The sequence below is a fragment of the Sphingomonas sp. ABOLE genome, from assembly GCF_003950455.1.
Lineage (GTDB): Bacteria > Pseudomonadota > Alphaproteobacteria > Sphingomonadales > Sphingomonadaceae > Sphingomonas > Sphingomonas trueperi.
The window spans coordinates 1-20,780 of record NZ_QQWY01000061.1 but is presented as its reverse complement, the minus strand read 5'-3'; the positions used below and the strand labels follow the sequence as shown (position 1 = coordinate 20,780).

At 64.1% G+C, this 20,780-nt stretch carries 21 protein-coding genes; 13 read left to right on the top strand and 8 right to left on the bottom strand.

Annotation, left to right across the window (positions count from 1 at the left end; translation table 11 throughout):
- Positions 1-101 precede the first annotated feature (101 nt).
- The 3 genes from CA234_RS22725 to CA234_RS22715 all read left to right on the top strand — a co-directional run bounded on the left by CA234_RS22725 (position 102) and on the right by CA234_RS22715 (position 2,008).
- Complete coding sequence (locus CA234_RS22725; RefSeq protein WP_126002818.1) at positions 102-593, top strand: hypothetical protein; 492 nt, start codon at positions 102-104, stop codon at positions 591-593.
- 304 nt (positions 594-897) lie between these two features.
- On the top strand, positions 898-1,194 hold the full coding sequence (locus CA234_RS22720; protein ID WP_126002817.1) for a hypothetical protein: 297 nt from the start codon (positions 898-900) through the stop codon (positions 1,192-1,194).
- A 232-nt stretch (positions 1,195-1,426) separates the two neighbouring features.
- Positions 1,427-2,008 carry a hypothetical protein gene (locus CA234_RS22715; RefSeq protein ID WP_126002816.1) on the top strand — a complete coding sequence of 194 codons (582 nt, stop codon included), beginning with the start codon at positions 1,427-1,429 and terminating at the stop codon, positions 2,006-2,008.
- 232 nt (positions 2,009-2,240) lie between these two features.
- Here CA234_RS22715 and CA234_RS22710 read toward each other — a convergent pair whose 3' ends face one another.
- The gene (locus CA234_RS22710; RefSeq protein ID WP_121079652.1) at positions 2,241-2,465 is read right to left on the bottom strand and encodes a hypothetical protein; all 225 of its coding nucleotides are present in this window, start codon (positions 2,463-2,465) and stop codon (positions 2,241-2,243) included.
- A 532-nt stretch (positions 2,466-2,997) separates the two neighbouring features.
- Between CA234_RS22710 and CA234_RS22705 the strand changes: the two genes are divergently transcribed.
- The 8 genes from CA234_RS22705 to CA234_RS22670 all read left to right on the top strand — a co-directional run bounded on the left by CA234_RS22705 (position 2,998) and on the right by CA234_RS22670 (position 12,164).
- Positions 2,998-3,288 carry a hypothetical protein gene (locus tag CA234_RS22705; protein WP_147425961.1) on the top strand — a complete coding sequence of 97 codons (291 nt, stop codon included), beginning with the start codon at positions 2,998-3,000 and terminating at the stop codon, positions 3,286-3,288.
- Positions 3,275-5,566, top strand: coding sequence for a type IV secretion system DNA-binding domain-containing protein (locus CA234_RS22700; protein ID WP_126002814.1), 2,292 nt, complete (start codon positions 3,275-3,277; stop codon positions 5,564-5,566). The genes CA234_RS22705 and CA234_RS22700 overlap by 14 nt, the downstream gene beginning before the upstream one ends.
- 3 nt (positions 5,567-5,569) lie before the next feature.
- Positions 5,570-8,692 (top strand): MobF family relaxase, encoded by a 3,123-nt coding sequence (gene mobF, locus CA234_RS22695; RefSeq protein ID WP_126002813.1) that lies wholly within the window; start codon positions 5,570-5,572, stop codon positions 8,690-8,692.
- Positions 8,693-8,721: 29 nt separating this feature from the next.
- Positions 8,722-9,912 carry a nuclease-related domain-containing protein gene (locus tag CA234_RS22690; RefSeq protein WP_164521914.1) on the top strand — a complete coding sequence of 397 codons (1,191 nt, stop codon included), beginning with the start codon at positions 8,722-8,724 and terminating at the stop codon, positions 9,910-9,912.
- A gap of 500 nt (positions 9,913-10,412) precedes the next feature.
- On the top strand, positions 10,413-11,195 hold the full coding sequence (locus CA234_RS22685) for a CsgG/HfaB family protein (RefSeq protein ID WP_241213649.1): 783 nt from the start codon (positions 10,413-10,415) through the stop codon (positions 11,193-11,195).
- Between the two features lie 69 nt (positions 11,196-11,264).
- A complete protein-coding gene (locus tag CA234_RS22680; protein ID WP_126002811.1) occupies positions 11,265-11,522 on the top strand; it encodes a hypothetical protein in 258 nt (85 codons plus the stop codon).
- Positions 11,512-11,718 carry a DUF5818 domain-containing protein gene (locus CA234_RS22675; RefSeq protein ID WP_126002810.1) on the top strand — a complete coding sequence of 69 codons (207 nt, stop codon included), beginning with the start codon at positions 11,512-11,514 and terminating at the stop codon, positions 11,716-11,718. The genes CA234_RS22680 and CA234_RS22675 overlap by 11 nt, the downstream gene beginning before the upstream one ends.
- An 8-nt stretch (positions 11,719-11,726) precedes the next feature.
- On the top strand, positions 11,727-12,164 hold the full coding sequence (locus CA234_RS22670; RefSeq protein ID WP_126002809.1) for a hypothetical protein: 438 nt from the start codon (positions 11,727-11,729) through the stop codon (positions 12,162-12,164).
- A gap of 116 nt (positions 12,165-12,280) precedes the next feature.
- Here the strand turns inward: CA234_RS22670 and CA234_RS22665 are convergent, their stop codons facing one another.
- The 7 genes from CA234_RS22665 to CA234_RS22635 form a co-directional block, all read right to left on the bottom strand.
- Entirely contained in the window at positions 12,281-12,664 is a 384-nt protein-coding gene (locus tag CA234_RS22665) for a hypothetical protein (RefSeq protein ID WP_126002808.1), read from the bottom strand.
- A gap of 80 nt (positions 12,665-12,744) precedes the next feature.
- Entirely contained in the window at positions 12,745-13,014 is a 270-nt protein-coding gene (locus tag CA234_RS22660) for a hypothetical protein (RefSeq protein ID WP_126002807.1), read from the bottom strand.
- Positions 13,015-13,028: 14 nt separating this feature from the next.
- Positions 13,029-13,262 carry a hypothetical protein gene (locus CA234_RS22655; RefSeq protein ID WP_126002806.1) on the bottom strand — a complete coding sequence of 78 codons (234 nt, stop codon included), beginning with the start codon at positions 13,260-13,262 and terminating at the stop codon, positions 13,029-13,031.
- A gap of 8 nt (positions 13,263-13,270) precedes the next feature.
- The gene (locus tag CA234_RS22650) at positions 13,271-13,537 is read right to left on the bottom strand and encodes a hypothetical protein (protein ID WP_241213648.1); all 267 of its coding nucleotides are present in this window, start codon (positions 13,535-13,537) and stop codon (positions 13,271-13,273) included.
- A gap of 33 nt (positions 13,538-13,570) precedes the next feature.
- Positions 13,571-16,834: an error-prone DNA polymerase gene (locus CA234_RS22645; RefSeq protein ID WP_126002804.1), complete on the bottom strand. Its 3,264-nt coding sequence runs from the start codon at positions 16,832-16,834 to the stop codon at positions 13,571-13,573.
- Positions 16,831-18,372, bottom strand: coding sequence for a DNA polymerase Y family protein (locus tag CA234_RS22640; RefSeq protein WP_241213647.1), 1,542 nt, complete (start codon positions 18,370-18,372; stop codon positions 16,831-16,833). Before CA234_RS22640 ends, CA234_RS22645 begins: the two co-directional genes overlap by 4 nt.
- A gap of 163 nt (positions 18,373-18,535) precedes the next feature.
- Positions 18,536-19,297: a protein ImuA gene (locus CA234_RS22635; protein ID WP_206431283.1), complete on the bottom strand. Its 762-nt coding sequence runs from the start codon at positions 19,295-19,297 to the stop codon at positions 18,536-18,538.
- Positions 19,298-19,457: 160 nt separating this feature from the next.
- On the opposite strand from CA234_RS22635, the gene CA234_RS22630 reads away from it, so the two are divergent.
- Together CA234_RS22630 and CA234_RS24705 are read left to right on the top strand one after the other, a co-directional pair.
- The gene (locus CA234_RS22630; RefSeq protein WP_126002803.1) at positions 19,458-20,084 is read left to right on the top strand and encodes an SOS response-associated peptidase family protein; all 627 of its coding nucleotides are present in this window, start codon (positions 19,458-19,460) and stop codon (positions 20,082-20,084) included.
- Positions 20,085-20,544: 460 nt separating this feature from the next.
- A partial coding sequence (locus CA234_RS24705) for a hypothetical protein (RefSeq protein ID WP_206431282.1) occupies positions 20,545-20,780 on the top strand: 236 nt, incomplete at its 3' end.

Sequence of the window (20,780 nt, the reverse complement as noted above, 5' to 3'; positions counted from 1 at the left end):
GCGACGGCCCGATCGAGATGTTCGCCCGCTTCGTCATTCCCCCGCATCTCCTGCTCGCCGCGGTTCCCGCCTGAGCCCGCCAAAATCGGAAGGATGTCACCGTGGAAATCACCATCAAGAAGCTGCGCCACTGCGCCTCGCTGTCGCAGGAAACACATGCCTTTACCGCGATCATTTGCGTCGACGGCGTACCGGCGTTCGAAGCCAGCAATGGAGGCTGCGGCGGCCCCGACCAGTACCACCAAATGCGCGGCTACTCAGGGCCGAGCACAGCCGAAATCGATGCGTGGCTCGCGGCGAATACGCCGCCGTCAAAAGGGGAAGGATTCGAGCTGCAAAACTGCCTCGAATTCGTCGTCTGTGACCTGATCAATGCCGAGCTGGCGGGCAAGCGGCTCGACCGCCTGCTTAAGGCCAAGGTGATCGTACTCGACACGGACGAGGGCGCACCAGTGCTGTTCGCCTACAAGCTCAAACCCACTGCTGAAGCCTTGGCCGCGATCCGAGGCAGGATCGCCAGCGGCCAGATGCGCGGCGAGCTGGTGAACGGCGCAGAAGAGCCCGTCATCGCCCGCGCCCTGGCTCTGGTATGATCCGGCTCGCTCGCGTCGGTACGGCCCCTCCGGGCCTCCCCTAGCTACGCATTGCCGCGACAAGGCGTGAACCGGGGCATCGAGCCCCGGCCCACGCCATGGGCGCGTGTGGGGATCTCTTTCTCAAAGATGTCCCAGTGTGTTGGGCGCGGCGACGAGCCTCAAGGACGGCGGGGCCCCACCATTTTCCCTGCGGGAAAATCGTTGCCCCCACCGCCGCTTACGCGGTCGCTGCGCGATCCTTGACCCTCGCCGCCGCACCCAACGCGAGGGACCGTCTTTTCGACGATCTAGGAGGATCATCATGGAGGTTCTGTTGTTTCGTGCTCTGAAGAGCGCTAATATCGATGACGATACGGCCGCTAAGGTCGTGGAAGCGCTCGAGGAGCACATCGACGTGGCTATCGGTCAGGCAAACAAGGCACTGGAAGCAAAGCTCGACGGCATCAAGATGAGCATGGACGCGGTCAACAAGGGCGTCGATGTAGTCGGCAAGGGCGTCGACCAGATGCGGGTGTGGATGATTATCATCACGAGCATCATTGCGATCATCGCGGTACTAGGCGGTGCTGCAACCGCGATAGCGCCGTACCTGAAATAAGCATCGGAGGGGCGCTTGCTCCTCCTTTTTCAGGGCCGCGAGGGCAACCTCGTGGCCCTTTTTCATGCCTGCTGCCTTGCCGCCCGCCCCCGGCTCGCTCGGCCTCTGGCATCGGCCCTGGCGGGCCTCGCGAGGCACTACGCATCGCCGGCGGCATGAGACGATCAGAAACGCTCAGGACAGCAAGAGAGGAGAGGGAAAGAGAGGTGCGGTTCAACCTAAGGAGGTGGCGATGTCCATCAGGTTCCGCGTCGACGACGGCTTCAATCCCCTCACCATCACGCCCGCGATCATCAGCCCCGACCAGCTGGTCGAACTCTGCCGCCTGCTTCGCCGGGAAGCGCAGCGGCTCGGGATCGACCTGATCATCCCGGAGAAGGCCACAATCGTCGAACGCAGCTTCTCGTTTAGCGCTCGCGTCTGCCCCCTCTCGCTCGCCTCGGTATCTGCGTGCTTCGACCACTATCCCGGCGTCATCGAGGTGCTTGAGGAAGCCCAATTCCGAGGCCGCCGCATCCGGGTCTGGCGGTCCGACGATCGAGATATCTGGCTCGGCCTGTCGTCGGACTCCGATGCAGCTCCGGCGCTGGAAGTGCCTGACGAGCGCGGCTCTGCAATCCTCGAGATGCTCGGGCTCGACGGCTCGGAGACGATGGGTGCAATCCCACTGGAAGAGCTGCGCCGTCGCCTGTCTGATCCGATCATTCACCGACGGATTTCGGACGAGCCGGAGCTGGTAACCTACCTGCCCCAACTAAACGAGATGGCGCGCGTGAAGACGCTCGATGGTGCCCCGCATCTGGCTTGGGCTTGATTGCCCGACCTCGCCTCGGAAGATCGCATGGGAAGCGCTGGCCTGGCGGCCACGCTTCCCATTTTTTTGCCCGATACCGTCGAGCCGGCGGAGCCACGTCCCTGCCCTGCTCGCTCGGCTTCCGGCTTCGCGCCCATGGCGCTCGCCGTCGCCTCACATCGCCGGACAAGCAAACGGCCGCACGCGGGTTCCTGTCGCGCGCGGCCGCCGCATTGCTTGGACCCCGGGGAGACTAGGCTGAAGCCTCCAGCCTCTTCTCCACGGCGTCCAAGCCCAGCTTCTTCACCGCCTTCATCAGGCCTTCCAAACGGTCGATCGGCATCCGGAGCAATCCGGCCTTCTCGACCGCTGCGATCGCCGCCTCCCGCTGCTTTGCCTGAAGCGCCTTTCGGCGCTCAGCCAGCTTGCGTTCGTCGGCCTCGATCGCGGCCTGTTCAGCATCCAGTGATTTCGCCATTTCCATGCCTTTTCGGTCAGGCTGATCGGGCTCTGAACACGACCATCTTACCGCTTCCCCGACCGGCAGAAAAGACCCCCAACCCCCCTACAGGATCGCCACCGATGACTGACACCCTGCGACCAAGAAGATCCGCGCGCGAAGGTCTTTCAAATGACCGGTTTCGCCCTTCGGCGAGCCGGTGCCCCGCGGAATCCGCGATCCAATCCCATCGATCTGAATCGATCAGCAGCAGGATCAACTCCACCAACGATATGGGACTATAGAGAGCACACCCTACGCACCAAGGTGCCATTTTTTACTTTGCCTTACAGTGGGTTATCGGGGAAAATGGGCGCAACCCGCAGCAACCCAAAGCGCAACCCAGTGCAACCCAGGGAGAAAATCGCGCTACATCAATCACGTAGGCGAAATACAATGCAACCCAGCAACTCACCGCAACCCAGCAATCTACTTGCGGGAGCACAGGATGACGGGTAAGAGGATTTCGCCTTACGTAACCCACTAGCCTCCATCGCCAATGGAGGTGGGCTTGAAAAACTCTACCCAAACATCGCTACGGTTCGACCCGGAGCTATACGCCCGTGTAGAGAGATTTGCTGCGTCTCAGAGCCGCTCGATTGCGGACGTAGTTCGCTCGGCCTGTGAGCAATATCTGCTCGGCCAAAAGCTCCTCCATGACAGCGATTTGCGGCTTCGACGCGTTTGCGAATATGGGCAGCTCGCGCTCGACGCGATCCTGCAAGAAAACCATCCCGAGTTCCGCGATCCAATTCTTCTAGAAGTCGACAAGCGCATGGAGCGTTTCCATGGCGCGCGCTGACATCCGTAGCGACGGGCGTCCCGTCACCGTCCAGCACCACTCCGCACGCGGCGAGGTGAAGCGCAATTCGGGCAATTTTACCCGCGGCAGCCAGCTCCTCAGCCATGAGGTTCTGATGTGGCTGTCGGGCGCAAAAATGCCGGTCCTGATGTGGCTGGTGATCTTCGCCCTGGCGTACACGATCGTGCTCTCGATCACGTTGGACGAGAACAACATCCAGCTCATCTGCATGCGCATCCTGTCGGCGCTTTGGGGCTGGGTCTCGCTTGATCCCATGAAGCAGGTGAACCTCCTCCTGCCCGACGGCTCCGTGCGGCAAACATACATGGGATACGTGCCCTATGTGCCCGAGGTCGCGCTGGCCTGGCATAAAGCTATCCGCGGCCTGATTGGCTGCCTGTTCATCGCCACTTTCATCACCGTGCCGGCGGCTGTCTGGTACGTCGATTTCTCCCGTCGTCGCGGCAAGAACATCCTGGAAGAGCGGCACGAGCGCGGCGCAATGCTGGTGACCCGCGACGTGCTTTATGCCGAGATCGTCCAACACAACCAGGTCGAGTTCGAAAAGGAGGCTGCCAACCTCTTTCCCGGCCACACACCGCAGCAGGTCCTTCGCATGCCCTTCGGGGCTCGGAAGGCCGCTGGCATCCACCACCCGTACACCCTCGCCGGCATCCCCTATCCGCACCGCCTAGAGCAGTCCCACACTATGCTGATCGGCACTACCGGTGCCGGTAAGACGACCGCGCTGCGCAAGCTGATCAAGCAGATGCAGGAGCGCCAGGATAACGCCGTCGTGTTCGATCTGACCGGCGCCTATGTCGAGGCCTTCTACGATCCCGAACGCGACACGATCCTGAACCCGCTGGACGCTCGCTGCCCCGCTTGGTCGATCTTCAACGATTGCGTGACCTACTCGGAATTTACCGCCGCTGCGGCCGCGCTGATCCCGTCCGACGGCGGCTCGGCAGAGCCCTTCTGGGCCATGGCTGCGCGCACCCTCTTCATCGAGATGTGCATGAAGCTGATCGAGAAGAAGCAGACCAGCAACCGTGCGCTCGCTGAGAACCTGATGACGGCCGATCTGAAGGCGGTCCACAAGTACCTGGCCAAGACAATCGCGGACCCGCTGACGGCGCCGGAAGCCGCCCGAATGGCAGAGTCCATCCGTGCCGTGTTCAACACCAACGCGCAGGTGCTCCGCTTCCTCCCCGACGACGGCGAACCCTTTTCGATCAAGGACTGGATCACCCGCGACAAGAAGCCGGGTTCGATCCTCTTTATCACATCGAACTACACCGACCTCGAGATGAACCGCGCGCTGCTCACGCTATGGAGCAACCTGGCCATTTACGCCCTGATGGAGATGCCGCGCACGCGGTCGCTCCGCACCTGGTTCATGTTCGACGAGCTCGGCGCTTTGCACCGTCTGCCGGCAATCGAAAGCGGCCTGCAAACCGCCCGAAACTTTGGCGGCGCAATGATCCTCGGGCTGCACTCGTTCGACAAGCTGGTGCATGTCTACGGCGAGGAAAATGCCCGCAACCTGTCATCACTTGCCCGCACCAAACTGATCCTTGCCGCAGCGGACCTGGAGACCGCTGAACATTGCAGCCGGTACATCGGCAGCCGCGAGGTTCGGCAGATGGATGAGGCATATAGCTACGGCTACAACAACACTCGCGATGCCTCCACGCTCACGCCTCGCAAGCAGGTCGAGCCGCTCGTCATTCCTGACGACATCACGAACCTTCCCTCTATGCACGGGTTCGTCAAATTCCCTGACGGCTTTCCTGCCGCGCGCATCCAGCTTCAGTGGGAGAATTACCCCACGGTTGCACCCGGCTTCGTGAAGCGTCCGCCGGCGCCGCCGGCGGCAAGTGTTCGCGGAAGGATTGGTGTAGGTGAGGACGGCGAAGAGGCGGGTGGCAGAGACGGATCGCCCGAGCTTGCGGAAGAGGTTGAAACCTCCCCAAGCGCCGCCGCAGCTTTGGCTGCTGGCATCCTGGCACAGCCTTCGGAGGCGTCTGAACAAGAGGCGCAGATCAACCGGGAAGCGCAGGATCGGATAGATCCTTCCGCGCCGCGCCCGACCACTGAAAAAGGAGACGGAGAACGCGACCCGGAGATCACGCGAGCCGCGGAGCCGGAACGGCCGCAGACCCTTGAGCATCATCGAAACGACATGGCCGCTCCGCGTCCCGCAGAGGTCGAGGACCAGACAGCCATTGAGCTGCGCCAGGACTTCGGTCCGAGCGACGACGGGATGGGGATCTAGGCCATGCATTCCATCGCCTCGATCGGCTCCGCAGGCGGCGCTGCTGACTATTACGGCAAGGATGATTTCGCCTCGGCCGACTACTATGCGGGCGAGAATGCCGCCGACTATAGCGAGTGGGGCGGCGCGGCCTCCGAAGAGGCCGGCGTCTCCGGCGAGGTCACCAAATCGGATCTGGGCAAGATCCTGAACGGCCAGCTCGCATCCGGCGAGAAGGTCGCCGACTATCAGGGGCGCCGCCCAGGCTACGACCTGACCTTCTCAGCGCCGAAGTCAGTATCGATCATGGCCCTGGTAGCCGGCGACAAGCGGATCCTCGGCGAGGACGGCGCACACACGAAAGCCGTGCGCGCGACGATGGCGTGGGTTGAGAAAAACCTCGCCGAAACCCGCAAGGATATCGACGGCAAGAAGGTGCCGGTTAAGACCGGCAACCTGGTCTACGCCCTCGTCCAGCACGACACCTCTCGCGCGCTGGATCCTCAGCTCCACATCCACGCACTCGTCGCAAACCTGACGAAGGGCCCCGACGGCAAGTGGCAGGCGCTCCACGCCGACAAGATCTGGTCGAACAACACCGTGATCGGCTCGATTTATCACGCCTTCCTCCGCGCCGAGATGGAGAAGCTCGGCTACCAGATCGAGACCAAGGGCAAGCACGGCACCTTCGAGGTTGTCGGGGTGCCGAAGGACGTGATGGAGGTGAACAGTCAGCGTCGTGCCGAGATCCTGAAGGCCGCGGCAGCGCTCGGTATCTCGTCTCCCAAAGGGCTGGATGGGGTGACGGTCCGAACCCGCGATCCCAAGCTTTCGCTCGAAGATCGCGACAAGATGATCGCCGATTGGCGGGAGAAAGCCGCCGCCTACGGGTTTGACGGCAAGGAGCTTATTGCCGCCGCTGTGCGGGCCTCCGCGGCGCCGGAGAATGCGAGCACGCTGCAGCGGGGCTATGCGTTCATGGCCGAGGTCGTGCGCGGCGCGCGGGAGTTCGTCAACAATCTCACCCGCACGCCGGATCCGTTGGTCGACAAAGGTGTCGCGCGCTTTGCCTCCTCTCCGGAAGCGGCGCGCGCGCAGTTCGCCGTTGCCTCGGCGATCAGAATCCACGCGCAGCGCGAGGCAGCCTTCGACGTCAACCGCCTTTCCAAGACCGCGCTCGACCTGGGTCTCAAGGGCGTGACCATCCAGCACGTCACGGAGCGTATCGAGAAGCTGGTCGAGCAGGGGCGCATCATCCCCGGTGTCACGCGCGAGGGCGAGACGAGCTGGACGATGGTGACCACCCGCGAGGCGCTGCAAGCCGAGCAGCACATCCTCGACCGCATCGAGGCGACCAAGGGTCAGGCCACCCCAATCGTCAACGCAGAGGCCGCGCCTGACCGCGTACAGGCCGCATCCAAGCACGAGCTCAACGCGGGGCAGCTTGCCGCCGCGACCCTGATCGTCTCGAGCACCGACAAGATTGTGGCGATTCAGGGCGTCGCAGGCTCGGGCAAATCCACCATGCTGCAGGCAGTCGCCCAGACCTTCGAGGGCGCTGCCCGCGTCGCGGAGGCCGGCGGCAAGCGGCTGCATGGCCTGGCCTTCCAGAACAAGATGGTCGGCGACCTGAAGGAGGGGGCCGGCATCGAGGCGCAGACGATCGCCTCCTTCATCTGGCAGAACGAGCGGTTCCTCACCGACAGGACCAGCCCCGCCGCCGTCGAGAAGCGGGCAGAGATGAAGGACACCATCCTCGCGGTCGACGAAGCCTCGATGGTGTCGACCGACGACATGGTGAAGCTGATCAACATTGCGGAGGCGATCGGCGCCGACAAGCTCGTCCTGGTCGGCGACCGCAAGCAGCTCGGCTCGATCAATGCCGGCAAGGCATTCTCGCTGACCCAAGCCGGCGGGATCACCATCACCTGGATGAACGAGAACCTCCGCCAGAAGACCGACCAGCTGAAGACCGTCGCCGCGCTCGCGAACGTCGGTAAGGCGAGCGCCGCGCTGCGGGTGCTCGGCGACAAGGTGACCACGCATGAGAACCCCGCGCTTCACGCTGCAGAGCGCTGGCTTGATCTGACACCGGAGGAGCGGGCTTCGACCGCTGTCTTCTCCTCGGGCCGGGAATCTAGGGCCACCATCAACAACCGGATCCAGGAAGGTCTGGCCGCCGAGGGCACCCTCAAGGGCGAGGGCCTGACGCTCACCGTGCGCGAACGGGTGAATTTGGCCAGCGAGGAGCTGCGCTATGCGAAGAACTACGAAAAGGGGCAGATCCTCGACGTCACGGGGAAGATCCCCGAACTCGGGCTTCAGCGCGGCACCTTCACGGTTGTGGGTGTCACACCCCGCGGCAAGGTCGAGCTGGACCACAATGGCCGCCGGCTGAAAATCGATCCGCAGAAGCTCGATCCTACCATCAAGCGAGACCGCCTCGAGCTCTCGGTGCCGAAGCAGATCCGCATCCATGAAGGCGACACGATCCGCTGGACCGAGAAGGACAAGGATCGGGACATGCAGCGGTCCGCGCTGGCCCGCGTCATGTCGATCGACGGCAAGGGTGTCACGGTCGAGACGGCAAGCAAGCAGGTGCTGACGCTGCAGCACGGCGACGCGATGCTCTCTCGCCTCGATCTCGGCTACTCGCTCAACATGCACATGGCCCAGGGCGTGACTGCTGATAAGGGCATCATGGCGCTGTCGAGTGCCGAGACGAACCTCACCAATCAGCAGCTGTTCAACGTGGGCGTCACTCGCGTGCGCTCGGATCTCACCGTGGTGGTGAACGACCAGGAGAAGGTCTCCCGCCAGCTCGATCGGAACACCGGCATCAAGACCTCGGCGCTGGAGACCGTCGGCCGCATCAACATCGATGGTCCGGGGAGCAGCGGCTCGCCGAGCACCGGCACCGGATCCAAGACCTCAAGCGGCCCATCCATGAGCTTCAGCCTCAGCTCGAGCGACCTTGGCTCGCTGCCGCCCCTGCCCCGGTTCGATGAGAAGGATGCGGCCCGCTACGCCAAAGGAGGCGACGACATGGGGCTCAGCAAGAAGCCCGACGACATGGGGCTCGGGGACGCGGGCAAGGGCGCGAAGGGGCCGCCGGTGCCAGAGAAGAATCTGGGGCTCGAACTGTGACAAGTTGCTAATTCAACAGGGGGAAAAGGGTGATTTCAAAGCCATCTACACGAGCTGAGGAACTGCTCGAGGCGAACGAGCTGATCGCCCGCGCAATGGCGCGCGGACCATCAGATCGGATCAAAAAGAAGATGCTGGCGCACAGGCGCGGCATCATTGGCGAGAAGCAAACCGCGCATATTCTGGATCGCCTGTTTTTCGATTCGAAAGATCATGTCGTAATTCACGACCTGCGGATACGCGATGGAATCGGAGGCTTTGCCCAATTCGATCACATCATCCTGTCGCGCTTGTCGCGCAAGGCCTCTGTGGTGGAGGTGAAGAACTATTCAGGGCGCATGTCGCGCAACCAGCACGACGAATGGATGGTCTGGTATGAGGGCCGCCGCAGGCCCGTTCCAATCCCCAATCCCGTTGCCCAAGCGCGCCGGCAGCGCGACGTCTTGCGTGCCTGGCTGAAGGCCTATGACCACGACAAGGCGTTCAGTGAGGTCGGCACGTTCGTCGTCATCCCTGCGGATGGGCAGATCGATCGCACAAAGATCACCGAGGCGCTGCCGGTCTACAAAATCGATAACTTCCACCGGGCCTGGGTGGAGTTCGCCGGCGTCAGCCCCATCGGCAAGCTCTTCTCGAGCGGCGTGCCCAGCGGCACTTTAGCCGCGATCGGCGCGCAGCTCGCAGCTGCGCACGTCTCGGACGAGCAAACCTTGGCGCAGCGGCTCGGCCTCGAACCGCGATCCTATACCCACAAGGGCGATGACGCTGCCGCGCAGGTGAATGAGGCCGCAGACGAGGAGCAGCTGGCGGCTGAAGCAGCAGAAGCCGCCCTGGACCCGGATCTATCCCTACCGGTGCGAGAGGAAGAGGGGGAGGGAGAGATTGTGGTCATGTCGGCCGATGAGGAAGAGGCCGATGCTCCCACCCCGCCTCTAAACGAACAGGCGGACGACGAAGCGGTGCCAGTAGCCAAGCGGAAGGCGTCGGCCGCGGTCGTGATTTCGCCAGGAATCGCAGAGCGGGAGCTGCCCGATGGCCGGATCGCCTTCCTCGCTGCCCGTGACAACGAGGCTGCGAAGGCACGCCTGAGCGCTGCCTGCGAGGGGCGCGCGAGGTGGCAGCCCCTCTTCCAGAACTGGATCTGCAACGACGACGCAGCGGCGCTTGAGATCCGCATGATCGTCGCAAGAGAACCGAACAGCGTCGAAGGAGAAATGTGATGGCAGGAACACAATTTTCGACTGCAGAATCAATGCACCCAAGTTCGATGGATTGCCCGCGGTACAAGCGGCTTACTCGTGACGTCCGAAAGGTGTGCAGTCAGGTTGGCATCGACTTGTCGCCTGAGACTCGAGACCAGCTGATCGGTGATCTTTACGCAGAAGGCTATATCGGCGGCAGAGAAACCCGAAGGGAGATCCGCCCCACGCTTGCGGAGCTCGCTGGCGCTGGCCGGGTCGCCGCTGGCGACCTGGACCCATATCTGTGGGTCATTCTCTGTGAGGCAATTCTTCTTCCTTTGCTTTGGTTAGCGGCTGCCCCAGCGGGCGCGTCGCTCCACGACCCGGCAATCGCGATCGTTCTCGCAGGCGCAATCACCACGCCCTTTCTCATAGTTCGGCTTCGCCAGATCTGGCGCCGCTGAGGTCGATCCGTGTCGATGAAATGCAAAAACCACAGGAGGAACAAAATGCGTAAGGTTCTACTGACTGCGGCCGCGTTGGCGCTCTCGATCAGCACCGCAAATGCCCAGAAGATGGGCAAAGGCGGCACCGGCGTCGATGAGACTTCCGAAGTGCCCAAGTGCGTTCAACCGTTCGGCACGATGGCGATCGTCGAGAAACGCAGCGCAGCGTCACCGACGGACGGCCTCCCTCCTCAGATCGCGGCAATGATGCGGATGGCAGAGGCCCAGCAGAACGGCGGCCAGGCCCGGGTTGACCCGATCCCACTTCTGAAGCTGCTCGCGGCCAACTCGAACTGCTTCCTGATCGTGGATCGCGGCGAAGGCTTCGATGCCCTGCAGCGGGAGCGCGAGATGGCAGGCTCGACCACTGCCGGCGCAAAGACGAACACGCTCCGAGCCGCAGACTATCTCCTCACCGCAACCGTGGTCTACTCGGACGGGAACGCGGGGGGGTATGGCGGCGGCGCCGGCGGGATGTTCGGGGGCGGGTTAGGCTTCAAGAGCAAGAAGCTGGAAGCCCAGGTCATGCTGGCGCTCGTGGAAGTGTCGACGGGCATCCAGCGCGCGATCGCCAGCGGCCAGGTCCGCAAGAAGGATCTCTCGATCGTCGGCGGCGGGGTGCTCCTCAATGCCGGCATCGGCGCCCTCGGCGGCAGCTACACCAGCACCGACATGGGCAAGATCACTTCGCTCGCGCTGCTGGACGCCTACCGGAAGCTCACTACCGACGCGAAGGTGCGGCTTGCCCCGCCCGCGGCCGCCGGAGCGCCGGCACCGGGGCCTGCTGGCGCCAGCGCGACACCAGGGCAGCAGTGAGGAGAGGGGGAGAGGAAGGGCGAGGATGCCAGCTGGGCAATCTCCCCTTCCCTTCCTGAGAGGTGCGTGATGGAGCTGCAGGCTGATCTCTTTTCGGATGCAACGACACGTGAGATGGTCGAGCTGGAGGCCGAGACTCGGCAGCCAATGGCCGCGCCGTGTGCTTGGCGGAATGCCGCGAACAAGCCTTGCCGGCGGCTCGCGCACGAGCCTGTCCTCATGGACGGCGAGCAGTTTTTCTACCGAGGGCATCCGATGCTTCACTGCGTGTCCGAGTGCTTTCGAGTGGCGATCAATCCAGCAACGGAGATTGACGATGGCGTCTGATCCCCCGATGCGGCTCTCCGGCAAAATGACCAGGACGCCGCGCGGCCGCATGCTCTGCGACGATGGCGGAATGCGCTGGCGCCTGACCGGAGAAGCTCTCTCACAATGCGACGACGCCGAGGAGGTCACGATCGAAGGTGTTCGACGCGGCCTCTCCGTGATCGAGGTCTACTACGTCGGAAGGGCCGACGCATGAATGCTCCCGTGCAGATCCAGGCAGCGCACTGCCCCTATTGCAAGAACATCCTGTTCCAGAACCTGAAGCGCCATAAGGTTCGAGGCTGCCTCACCTGCAAGCGACCGCTCGTGATCGCCCGCAGTCCCTTTGGACGCCCGCGGCTCTACCGGATCTACAGCGTCCTGGACGTCGGCATGCTGCTCTATGCGTTGCTGACGATGGCACTCATCGCCTTCTTTGCGCTCACCGGTCACGGCGTCACCGGCTTCGTGAAAGGCTTCAGCATCGCGCTCTTCATCGTCGGCTCGGTCCTCAGCGTCGACGGCGTGCTGGCGCTCCGTACAGCACGCGACAAGACCTGGGGAAGGCAAACGCGCGGAATGGCGGCAAGAATGCTAGGCGCCGGCAAGGTCGCTGTCGGCGTACTTGCCTTCTTCATGGTATTCGTAGGCGTTTCGCTCTGAGAAAATTGTAATGATTTGTAGCACGTAATTGATCGACGCGTCGGCGCTGCTATTCACGCCGCACGACCCAAACTTCGTAGGCGCTCCGTGGTGGAGCGCCATTTTTTTTGTGTGGATCAATCCGACAGCCGGTCGCGCGCTTTGCTTAGTTGGTCCTCGAACGCCGCCTGATCCTTGCGATACTGGTCGATCGCGCGAGCGAGAAAGCTTGGAGCATCAAGGGATTGGCGCTCGTCCCGGAGCTGGCGAGCTCTTCGCTTCACGAACGTCTCGATCGTCTCCATCGCCTGCCGGGTGTGCTTCGGCGTCGTGATGTGGGTGTCGTTCTCGAGAACAGCAGCGATGCAGATTGCCAGCACATCGAGAATGTCATCCGCGGTTGCCACTTGGTCGACCGAAACATCGCGCAGGGCCTGCATGACACCCGGCACCATATGAGCCGCGATCGCCTTCTTGGCGTCATCAGCGACGGCGAAGTCGGGTGTGGGGCTTGCTGCCAAGTTTCTTCTCCGAGGTGCGGGGCGTTCAATCGCCTTATCTAGTGCTCGTCGCCTCCTGCAGAACCCGCCCTCGCAGCCCCTCACCTACCAGCGTCGTGGGACTTTGGGGACGGTACATAGGGATAGGCTAAGCGGACAACCTCGGCAGCTTTCTCGATTGCTTCGAGTTCGTTCGGTTTACCTTTCGGCTCGACCCGCCAATTGGACCTGGGAGCATCGATGATCGGCAGCGCGGTCACCGGCCCGATCAGCTTCAGCCAGTGCGCTTCATCCTCACCCGCTGCGCCGGCTAGAAGGTGCGCAAGCAAGTTGCGGATATCGTCCGTCGTTGTCGGCTTCGTCTCCGGCATGCTGCCAACCCTTTCTAGCGCTTCAACACCGGAATCGGGAAAATGGTGGCATGCCCGCGGCGCCGGCAAGTGGTGCAGCGCAGGCGGATAACGGCTTGCTGGACGCCGCTGTCTCTCCCGAAGCGGGACAGGATCTTGTCTGCGGGCACGTTGATCGTGCGGCCGCACTCGCAGACGATCCGCATGTCGGCGCGCTCAACGGCCCACTCGCCCAGCGTCTTGTACGGGCCTTCGACGTTAGCGGGCATTGCGCGCCCTATCGCAGGTCATGCGGTGTCACCTCCTCGTAGCAGCCGGCGCGCCGGAGCTGCCGCACGATGCCGTTGAATGCAGCCGTAACCCCTTGCGATCGCCCGATCTCGTTTTCCTGGCCCGCCGCGTCCCAGTAGCAGGTAAGCGGCCACTTCTCGGGGCAATGGGGGAGCAGGCAGCGCAGCGCCAAGCGGATCTCCGGCAGATCGACGCGGGAATGCGCACACCTGGTTACCCCGCTTCTCAGGATATGCACCGAGAGCGCGATCACGACGCGCTGGTGCCTCGGCAATTTGGCCATGGATCAATGGAAGTCGTGCGACTTGAACCGCACGACGTCCTCCGGATCCATGCCGTCGGCATGCGGCGGCCAATATTGGTTGCGTGCCTCGGGCTTCCAGGCCTCGTCACCGCGGTCCGGCGAGCCTGCATGCCGCGCCCCGTCGCCGCGGCCAGTCTTGTGCGGGAACGACATTTCACCCACCCGGTGCAGCAGATCGCCGTGGTCGATGATGCGGTCGCAGATGACGTGGATGACCTCACCTTCCTTCTGCACCCTCCCCTTCAGGCCCACCATCGAGGCTGACATGATGGTCCGGCGCTGAGCCTCAAAGCGGTCGGGCCAGAGGATTCCATTAGCGATCCCGGTCTCGTCCTCGATCGTGATGAACAAGACGCCCTTCGCCGATCCCGGCTTTTGGCGGACCAGAACGATGCCGGCGACCTCGACGTGTCGGCCGTCGCGGATGTTCGCAAGATCGCCGCATTTGGTAACGCCACGGCGCCGCAAATCGTCCCGCACGAAGGACAGCGGATGTGCGCGGAGAGACAGCTGCAGCGAGCGGTAATCCTCGATCACCTCTCGCCCGTCGGTCAGCGGCCGCAGCGCTACCTCTGGCTCCATCCCTTCCGCGCTGAAGCGCTCGGCCGCGCGATCGGCGGCGGCGAAGAGCGGTAGCGGTGCCTCGCCGAGCCCACGCACTTTCCAGAGCCCTTGCCGGCGATCGGCGCCGAAGCTGTGGAAGGCATCGCCGTCGGCCAGCTTCTCGATGGACGCGCGCGGGACTCCCGATCGCCGCCAGACCTCTTCGACACTGGTGAAGGGAGCAGTGCCGCGCGCGGCTACGATCTTGGCGCCGTCGGCGTTGGACAGCCCGCGGATCTGCCGCAGGCCGAGGCGAACAGCCAGGTAGCGGCCGCCGGTCCTCTCCAGAGTGCAGTCCCACCGGCTCGCATTGATGCAGGGCGGCCGAACCTCGACGCCGTGCTCGCGCGCGTCGCGGACGATCTGCGCTGGCGCGTAGAAGCCCATCGGCTGCGCGTTCATCAGCGCCGCGCAGAACACATCCGGGTGATGGCGCTTCATCCAGCACGAGGCGTAGGAGATCTTCGCGAACGAGGCGGCATGGCTCTCCGGAAAGCCGTAGGAGCCAAAGCCCTCGAGCTGGCGGAAGGTGCGCTCGGCGAACTCGCGCGGGTAGCCACGCTCGACCATCCCCTCGATCAGCTTCTCACTGAAGTGCGACACGCCGCCGGTGAACTTGAAGGTCGCCATCGCGCGCCGCAGCTGGTCGGCCTCGGCGGCAGTGAAGCCGGCGCCGACGATCGCGACCCGCATCGCTTGCTCTTGGAATAGCGGTACGCCGAGGGTCTTCTCCAGCACCGCGCGCAGCTCGGCCCGAGGATACTCCGGCTTCTCCAGCCCCTCGCGCCGGCGCAGATAGGGGTGCACCATGTCGCCCTGGATTGGACCTGGCCGCACGATCGCGACCTGGATGACCAGATCGTAGAAGCGCTGCGGCTTCATCCGGGGAAGCATCGACATCTGCGCGCGGGATTCGATCTGGAAGGTGCCGAGGGTGTCCGCCTTCTGGATCATGCCAAAAACCGCAGGGTCATCGTCCTGCAGATCCTTCATCTCGACGTGCACGCCCTTCCCGGCCTCGAGCAGGTTGAAGGCCCGGTTCATGCAGCCAAGCATGCCCAATCCCAAAATGTCGACCTTCATGAACTTGAGCGCGTCGATGTCGTCCTTGTCCCATTCGATGATCTGGCGATCCTCCATCGCCGCCGGTTCGATGGGGACCAGATCGTCGAGGCGATCATGGGTGAGGACAAAACCACCGGGGTGCTGGCTCATGTGCCGCGGCACGCCGATCAGCTTGCGGGCGAGCTCCAGCGTCAGCCGTAGCCGGCGATCGCCGATATCGAGGTTCAACTCCTCGACCTGCTTGTCCCCCACCCCTTCGGCCGACCAGCCCCAGACCAAGCCCGCAAGCGAGGAGGTAAGATCCTCTGGCAAGCCGAGCGCCTTGCCGACGTCGCGCACGGCGCCGCGCGCGCGGTAGCGCGTCACGACGGCGGTCAACGCCGAGCGATCGCGACCATAGGTCTCGTAGATCCACTGGATGATCTCCTCGCGGCGCTCATGCTCGAAGTCGACGTCGATATCGGGCGGCTCGCGGCGCTCGCCCGAGACGAAGCGTTCGAACAGCAGCTCGTGCTTGATCGGATCGATCGAGGTGACGCCCAGCACGAAGCAGACGCAGGAGTTGGCGGCCGAGCCCCGGCCCTGGCAGAGGATCCCGCGCCGGCGGGCCTCGCGCACGATCGCGTAGACGGTGAGGAAATATGGCGCATAGCCAAGCTCCTCGATCAGCTTCAGCTCGTGCGCGATCTGGTTGGTGTAGGCCTCCGGCACGTCGCCATCGAACATCTGGCTCACCGCCTCAGTGGCCAGCTGCGCGAGCGCCTCCTGTGCGGTCAGCCCGTCGATCAGGCGCTCGTGTGGGTACTGGTAGGCCAGCTCGCCCAGGTCGAAGGTGCAGGCGTTGGCGATGTCGACACTCGCCTGCAGCGCATCGGGATAGGCGCGGAAGCGTCGGATCATCTCGTCGGGCGACTTGAGCGCGCGATCGGCGTTCACCTCGCGGCGATAGCCGAGCTCGTCCACGGTGCATTTTTCGCGCACAGCCGTCACCACGTCCTGCAGCAGCCGCGCGTCGGGTGCGTGATAGAGCACGTCTCCGGTCACGACCGCGCGCACGCCGGCACCGCCCGCCTGCCTCGCCAGCGCGTCGATCCGCACCGCGTCCCCGGGGCGACGACGCTGGAAAAGCGCCATGTAGCCGCGGCGGCCGTAGACCTTCTTCAGATCGCGGAGGGCGGTCAGGTTCTCCTCGTCGGCCTCATGGGGCAGCAGGATGGCGATGACGCCCTCCGACCAGGGCTCCAGATCGTGCCAGTGGAGCAGGCATCCCCCCTTCCCTGCCCGCTTCTTGCCGACGGTGAGCAGCCGCGTGATGCGGGACCAGGCAGGGCGGTCGGTCGGGTAGAGCAGCAGCCGGCGGCCGCAGGACAGATCCACGCGCGTGCCCGCGATCGAGCGCACGCCCGTCGCCTTCTGTGCTTCCCATGCTCGCACGACGCCGGCAACGGTGCCGATGTCGCTGATGCCGATCGCCGGGTAGCCGAGCAGCGCCGCGGCGGCGAACAGCTCGTCAGGGCTCGAGGCACCGCGCAGCAGCGAGAAATGGGTGAGCACCTGCAGCTCGACATAGCGGCTCATCCGAACACACCGTGGATCCACCAGGACAGGTCGCCCGTGTTGTCCTGAAAGCCGTCGCCGCGGCGGAACACCCAGTAGCGACCGCCCTCCTCGTCCTCGACGCGGTAATAGTCGCGGACAGCCCAGGTCTCCGCGTCTCTACGCCACCACTCGCCGTGGACGCGCTCGGGCCCGTCGCCGCCGACGATCGTGTAGCGCTTGCCCCGCCATTCGAAGCGGCGTGGAGGCTGGTCGGGCAGCAGCGCCAGCACGTTGAAGAGTGGCTCTGGCCGCGCGAACAGCCGGATCGGGCGCTGCCAAGCGGGCCATTCCCCCGGCTGCTCGTTTGCATCGACCTGCGCGACCGCGCGCTCGGGCACATGGCTCTCGACAGGCGCTATACGGAAGACGGCGCTGGGGCCGATCCTGCCTGCGATGACGTCGACGAGGCGCGAGGGGTCGCGGACCATCGTGTTGCCGGCGAGCACCGCGCCAAGGTCCACGGCATCGAGCGGCTCAGTGTGCGGCGCGAGGAGCCAGAACTGCTCGAGGCCCATGCCGGGATCGATGCGATCGATGCGGAGCTTCAGCAGGCGCAGGAGGTGCGAGACGTCCCTTGTCGGCCGAGATGTGCCGATCGCGACCACCTGCTCGCCGCCATCGACGCGCAGACCCGTCAGTCGCAGGGAGCGGGCGCCGAGCCCCCGCTCCTGCAGCACCTGCGCCAGATCACCCAGCAGATCGCCAATGACTTGCTCGATCGCCTCGGCGCTGCCGATCGGCTCCAGTAGCCGACGCTCGACGAACGGCACCTCCGCGTCCTCGCGAGGCGTGATGGGCTCTGCGACTGCGCCCAGCGCCTGATCGAGGCGCTCGATCGCCGGCAGACCAAGGCGGCGTGCGAGCGGCCCGCGCGCGACGGGCAGGAGATCCGCAATGCGCTCGAACCCGAACTTGCGAGCTGCAGCTTGTGCAGTCGCGGAGAGGCGTAGAGAGGCGATCGGCAGCGGCGCCAGTGCCTCGGCCGTCTTGCCAGGCTCGACCCGGATCAGACCCTCTCTGCCGTAGCGGGCGAGGGCATGTGCAGCGCCGGGAGTGTCGGCGACGGCGACGCGCGCGGTGAAGCCAGCTCGCCGGCAGAACTGCCGGAGCCGCCTACAGAACCGGTCCTCGCCGCCATGCAGGTGCTCGCAGCCGGTCAGGTCGATCCAGAGGCCGTCGTTCGGCGTCACCGCGGCCGTGGGCGACCAGCGGCGCACGGCCAGCAGGGCTAGGCGATCGAGAAGCGCAGCATCCGCCTCGGGCTCTGCGGGACGGAAGTCCAGGTCCGACACCAGGGCGCGGGCGTGCGTGGCGGCCATGCCGGGGCGGATGCCCAGGGCTTGCGCTCCGAGGCACGCGGCCACGACTTCCTCGCGGCGGCCCACCTTCCCCACCAGCGCCAGCGGCGCCTCTGATGTGGTTTCAATATGAAAACGCGATGCTTCCGCAGTGCTTGCGCCGTGAGTTGCCTTGTATGGATTGCTGGCGGGCTCCGAACGTCGGCCGAGCTCGCGCATCGGCGGCTTGGCGTGCGAAGGCAGTGCCGCGATCTGCGCCTCAACATCGGCGCGTGGATCCGCACCTTGCCGCGCCCAGCGGGCACCAGGTCGCCAGCCTCCGCCCCTCGGCACCGAGCAAGCGCCGGGATCAACGTCGACGGGGAGCTGGAGCGCGGGCCGCTCAGGCGGCCGCGCTGCGGGCCGTTCCAACCGTCTCAGCCGCTCGATGGCCAAGTTCGGCAGGAACAGCGAGACGACCCGTCTCATCGCTACCCTCCACAATCAGGGAGAAGGAGGCCCCACCACGCTGGCGCGCCAGCTCAACCGACCAGCGCGGCCGCCCGACGCCGGCGACGCTCAGCCGCTCGGATGGCGCAGCGCCGATGCGCCAGCGCGTCCATGCCGCCGACGGCTCGTCCAGCGGATCCTGGTCGCGCGCGCGCCGGCGGCGCAGCAGCAGCACTGGCATGTCCGCCTCGGCGGCCACCAGCTGCAGGCGCCGCGTCGCGACCATCGAGACCCGGGTTGCCTCCGCGACCACGACAGACGGGGTGCCGTCGCGCACCGCATCCTCGATGCCGGCTAGCAGCGCGGCATCGTCCCGCGGCTGCGCATAGATCACGCTGGAGGATGGCAGGCCCGCTTGGGCCAAACCTGGCGCGTAGAGGTCGCTGCGGCAGCTCGCCCACAGCACCGGGCCACCTGCCTCCGCGGCCTCGCGCGCCGCGATGCCGGCGAGGAAGAGCGTCGTGGCCGCATCGTCGACTATGGCGACGCTACGCGCTGACGCCTCGTGCAGCGCACCGGCACGCAGCCCCCCTGCCCCAAGCCTGCTGTCGATCGCGTCGACGCCGAAAGGCAGCACCCGGTAGTCGGTCGCGGGCGTCGCGATCGTGCGGAGGTGCGCTATGCTGGGCGCTAGGGACTCGAGGGCGACGGTCATCGTGTTCCAAGACTCTATTCGTTCCCTTTATGTTCCCTTAAGAGGCTCGATCGGTCAAGGCGAGGCGATCACGGAACTGTGGATTGACGGAACGGTCGTGGAACAGCCCATGGCTTCCGAGGTTCGTTGCAGATGAGGATCCGGATGCTAGCTTGCCCAAATGTGCAATAGAGCGCGCTATAGCGGTGAACCTGAGACGCTGTTTGGATCCGCGGCCGAGCTGTTTGAAGAGCGGCCTCGAGACAACCGGTTCAACCCCGTGGAGCTGCGGCCGAAGTCGCGCAACTATGTTATCCGCGAGCAGGACGGGAGGCGGGCCTGGGACGTGATGACGTGGGACGTACTCGGCGGGCAAGCTGCCTACCCGATGACGAACGTGAGGAACCTCAAACTCCCCCAATGGCGCCGGCTCGCTGAGAAACCTGAGAACCGGTGCATAATCCCCCTGACAGAGTTTTGCGAGTTCACCCCAGAGAAGCACAATCTGGGTGACGGCAAGGCGCCGCTGAAGGGCGAGATGTGGTTCAGCGTCGTGGATCAGCCGACGTTTGCCGTTGCCGGATTTTGGCAGCGAACCGCCGTCGGGCCGAGCTTCACGATGGTTACTTGTGACGCGAACGACCTGGTTGAGCCGATTCATCCGAAAGCGATGATCACAATTTTGGAACCGGCTGACGTGGATACTTGGCTGCACGGAGGATACGAGCAGGTACTGAGTCTACAAAGGCCTTATTCTGCAGAAAGGATGAAGGTGAAAGGGCCAATCTTCCCGACTAGAGCGAGTTGACTTGATCTCATTAATCGGGAGATTGTCCGGTCCTGTCTCTTGGCAAAACGGGAGGATGCGCCGGTGAGAAGGGGACGTAGAAGACATCAGATTACTCTTTCAGACTTGGCTCTCGCGTTTAGGTCGAAGGCTATCGCGACGCTCTTCACGGTGATCGGCGCAGCCGGCATGAGTTGGTATTACCTCTGGGAGCCCGTCCAGCCTGACCACGGGAACGCAATGGGCTCTCTCTCACATGTGATCTGGGAAGCTTTTGCAGTTCGTGCTTTTTGGCCAAGCTTGGCTTTTTTCCTCTTAGGTATTTGCGGATTCGTCGCAATTGCAGTCCGAGAAAGCATTTTCACGAAGTCCTAGCTCGCGTCAGACCGCGGTTAGGCCACCCGATGACGTGTTTGCCAGATTCGAGCGGCCGTCCCATAAGCTGTTCGGCAGGGCCTCTTCCTGCATCTGGAGAATGAGAATGAAGTGGCTGTCAAAGATCAAGCCAGAACCCGTTCAGGCGTTCACGCCCAGAAGCGATCTGGTGAATTTCGTCCTTCGGGGCGGCCAGGGACTGGTGGCGTGGGGCATAGACCCAATGACCGTCATTCGCCTCGCGCTTCGAGGCAGGTGGGGCGTAAGCTCAGCTTGTCAGGAAGGAGAAGGACAATGTCGATCAGCAAGTTTGTCGGTCTCGATGTCCATAAAGAGACGATT

Excerpts from the sequence above, each read along its gene's own strand:
- CA234_RS22645 (WP_126002804.1), bottom strand. The coding sequence starts at position 16,834 with ATGAGCCGCTATGTCGAGCTGCAGGTGCTCACCCATTTCTCGCTGCTG.
- CA234_RS22700 (WP_126002814.1), top strand. The coding sequence starts at position 3,275 with ATGGCGCGCGCTGACATCCGTAGCGACGGGCGTCCCGTCACCGTCCAG.
- CA234_RS22715 (WP_126002816.1), top strand. The coding sequence starts at position 1,427 with ATGTCCATCAGGTTCCGCGTCGACGACGGCTTCAATCCCCTCACCATC.
- CA234_RS22720 (WP_126002817.1), top strand. The coding sequence starts at position 898 with ATGGAGGTTCTGTTGTTTCGTGCTCTGAAGAGCGCTAATATCGATGAC.
- CA234_RS22640 (WP_241213647.1), bottom strand. The coding sequence starts at position 18,372 with ATGCGCGAGCTCGGCCGACGTTCGGAGCCCGCCAGCAATCCATACAAG.
- CA234_RS22710 (WP_121079652.1), bottom strand. The coding sequence starts at position 2,465 with ATGGCGAAATCACTGGATGCTGAACAGGCCGCGATCGAGGCCGACGAA.
- mobF (WP_126002813.1), top strand. The coding sequence starts at position 5,570 with ATGCATTCCATCGCCTCGATCGGCTCCGCAGGCGGCGCTGCTGACTAT.
- CA234_RS22660 (WP_126002807.1), bottom strand. The coding sequence starts at position 13,014 with ATGCCGGAGACGAAGCCGACAACGACGGACGATATCCGCAACTTGCTT.
- CA234_RS22675 (WP_126002810.1), top strand. The coding sequence starts at position 11,512 with ATGGCGTCTGATCCCCCGATGCGGCTCTCCGGCAAAATGACCAGGACG.
- CA234_RS22680 (WP_126002811.1), top strand. The coding sequence starts at position 11,265 with ATGGAGCTGCAGGCTGATCTCTTTTCGGATGCAACGACACGTGAGATG.
- CA234_RS22655 (WP_126002806.1), bottom strand. The coding sequence starts at position 13,262 with ATGCCCGCTAACGTCGAAGGCCCGTACAAGACGCTGGGCGAGTGGGCC.
- CA234_RS22630 (WP_126002803.1), top strand. The coding sequence starts at position 19,458 with ATGTGCAATAGAGCGCGCTATAGCGGTGAACCTGAGACGCTGTTTGGA.
- CA234_RS22635 (WP_206431283.1), bottom strand. The coding sequence starts at position 19,297 with ATGACCGTCGCCCTCGAGTCCCTAGCGCCCAGCATAGCGCACCTCCGC.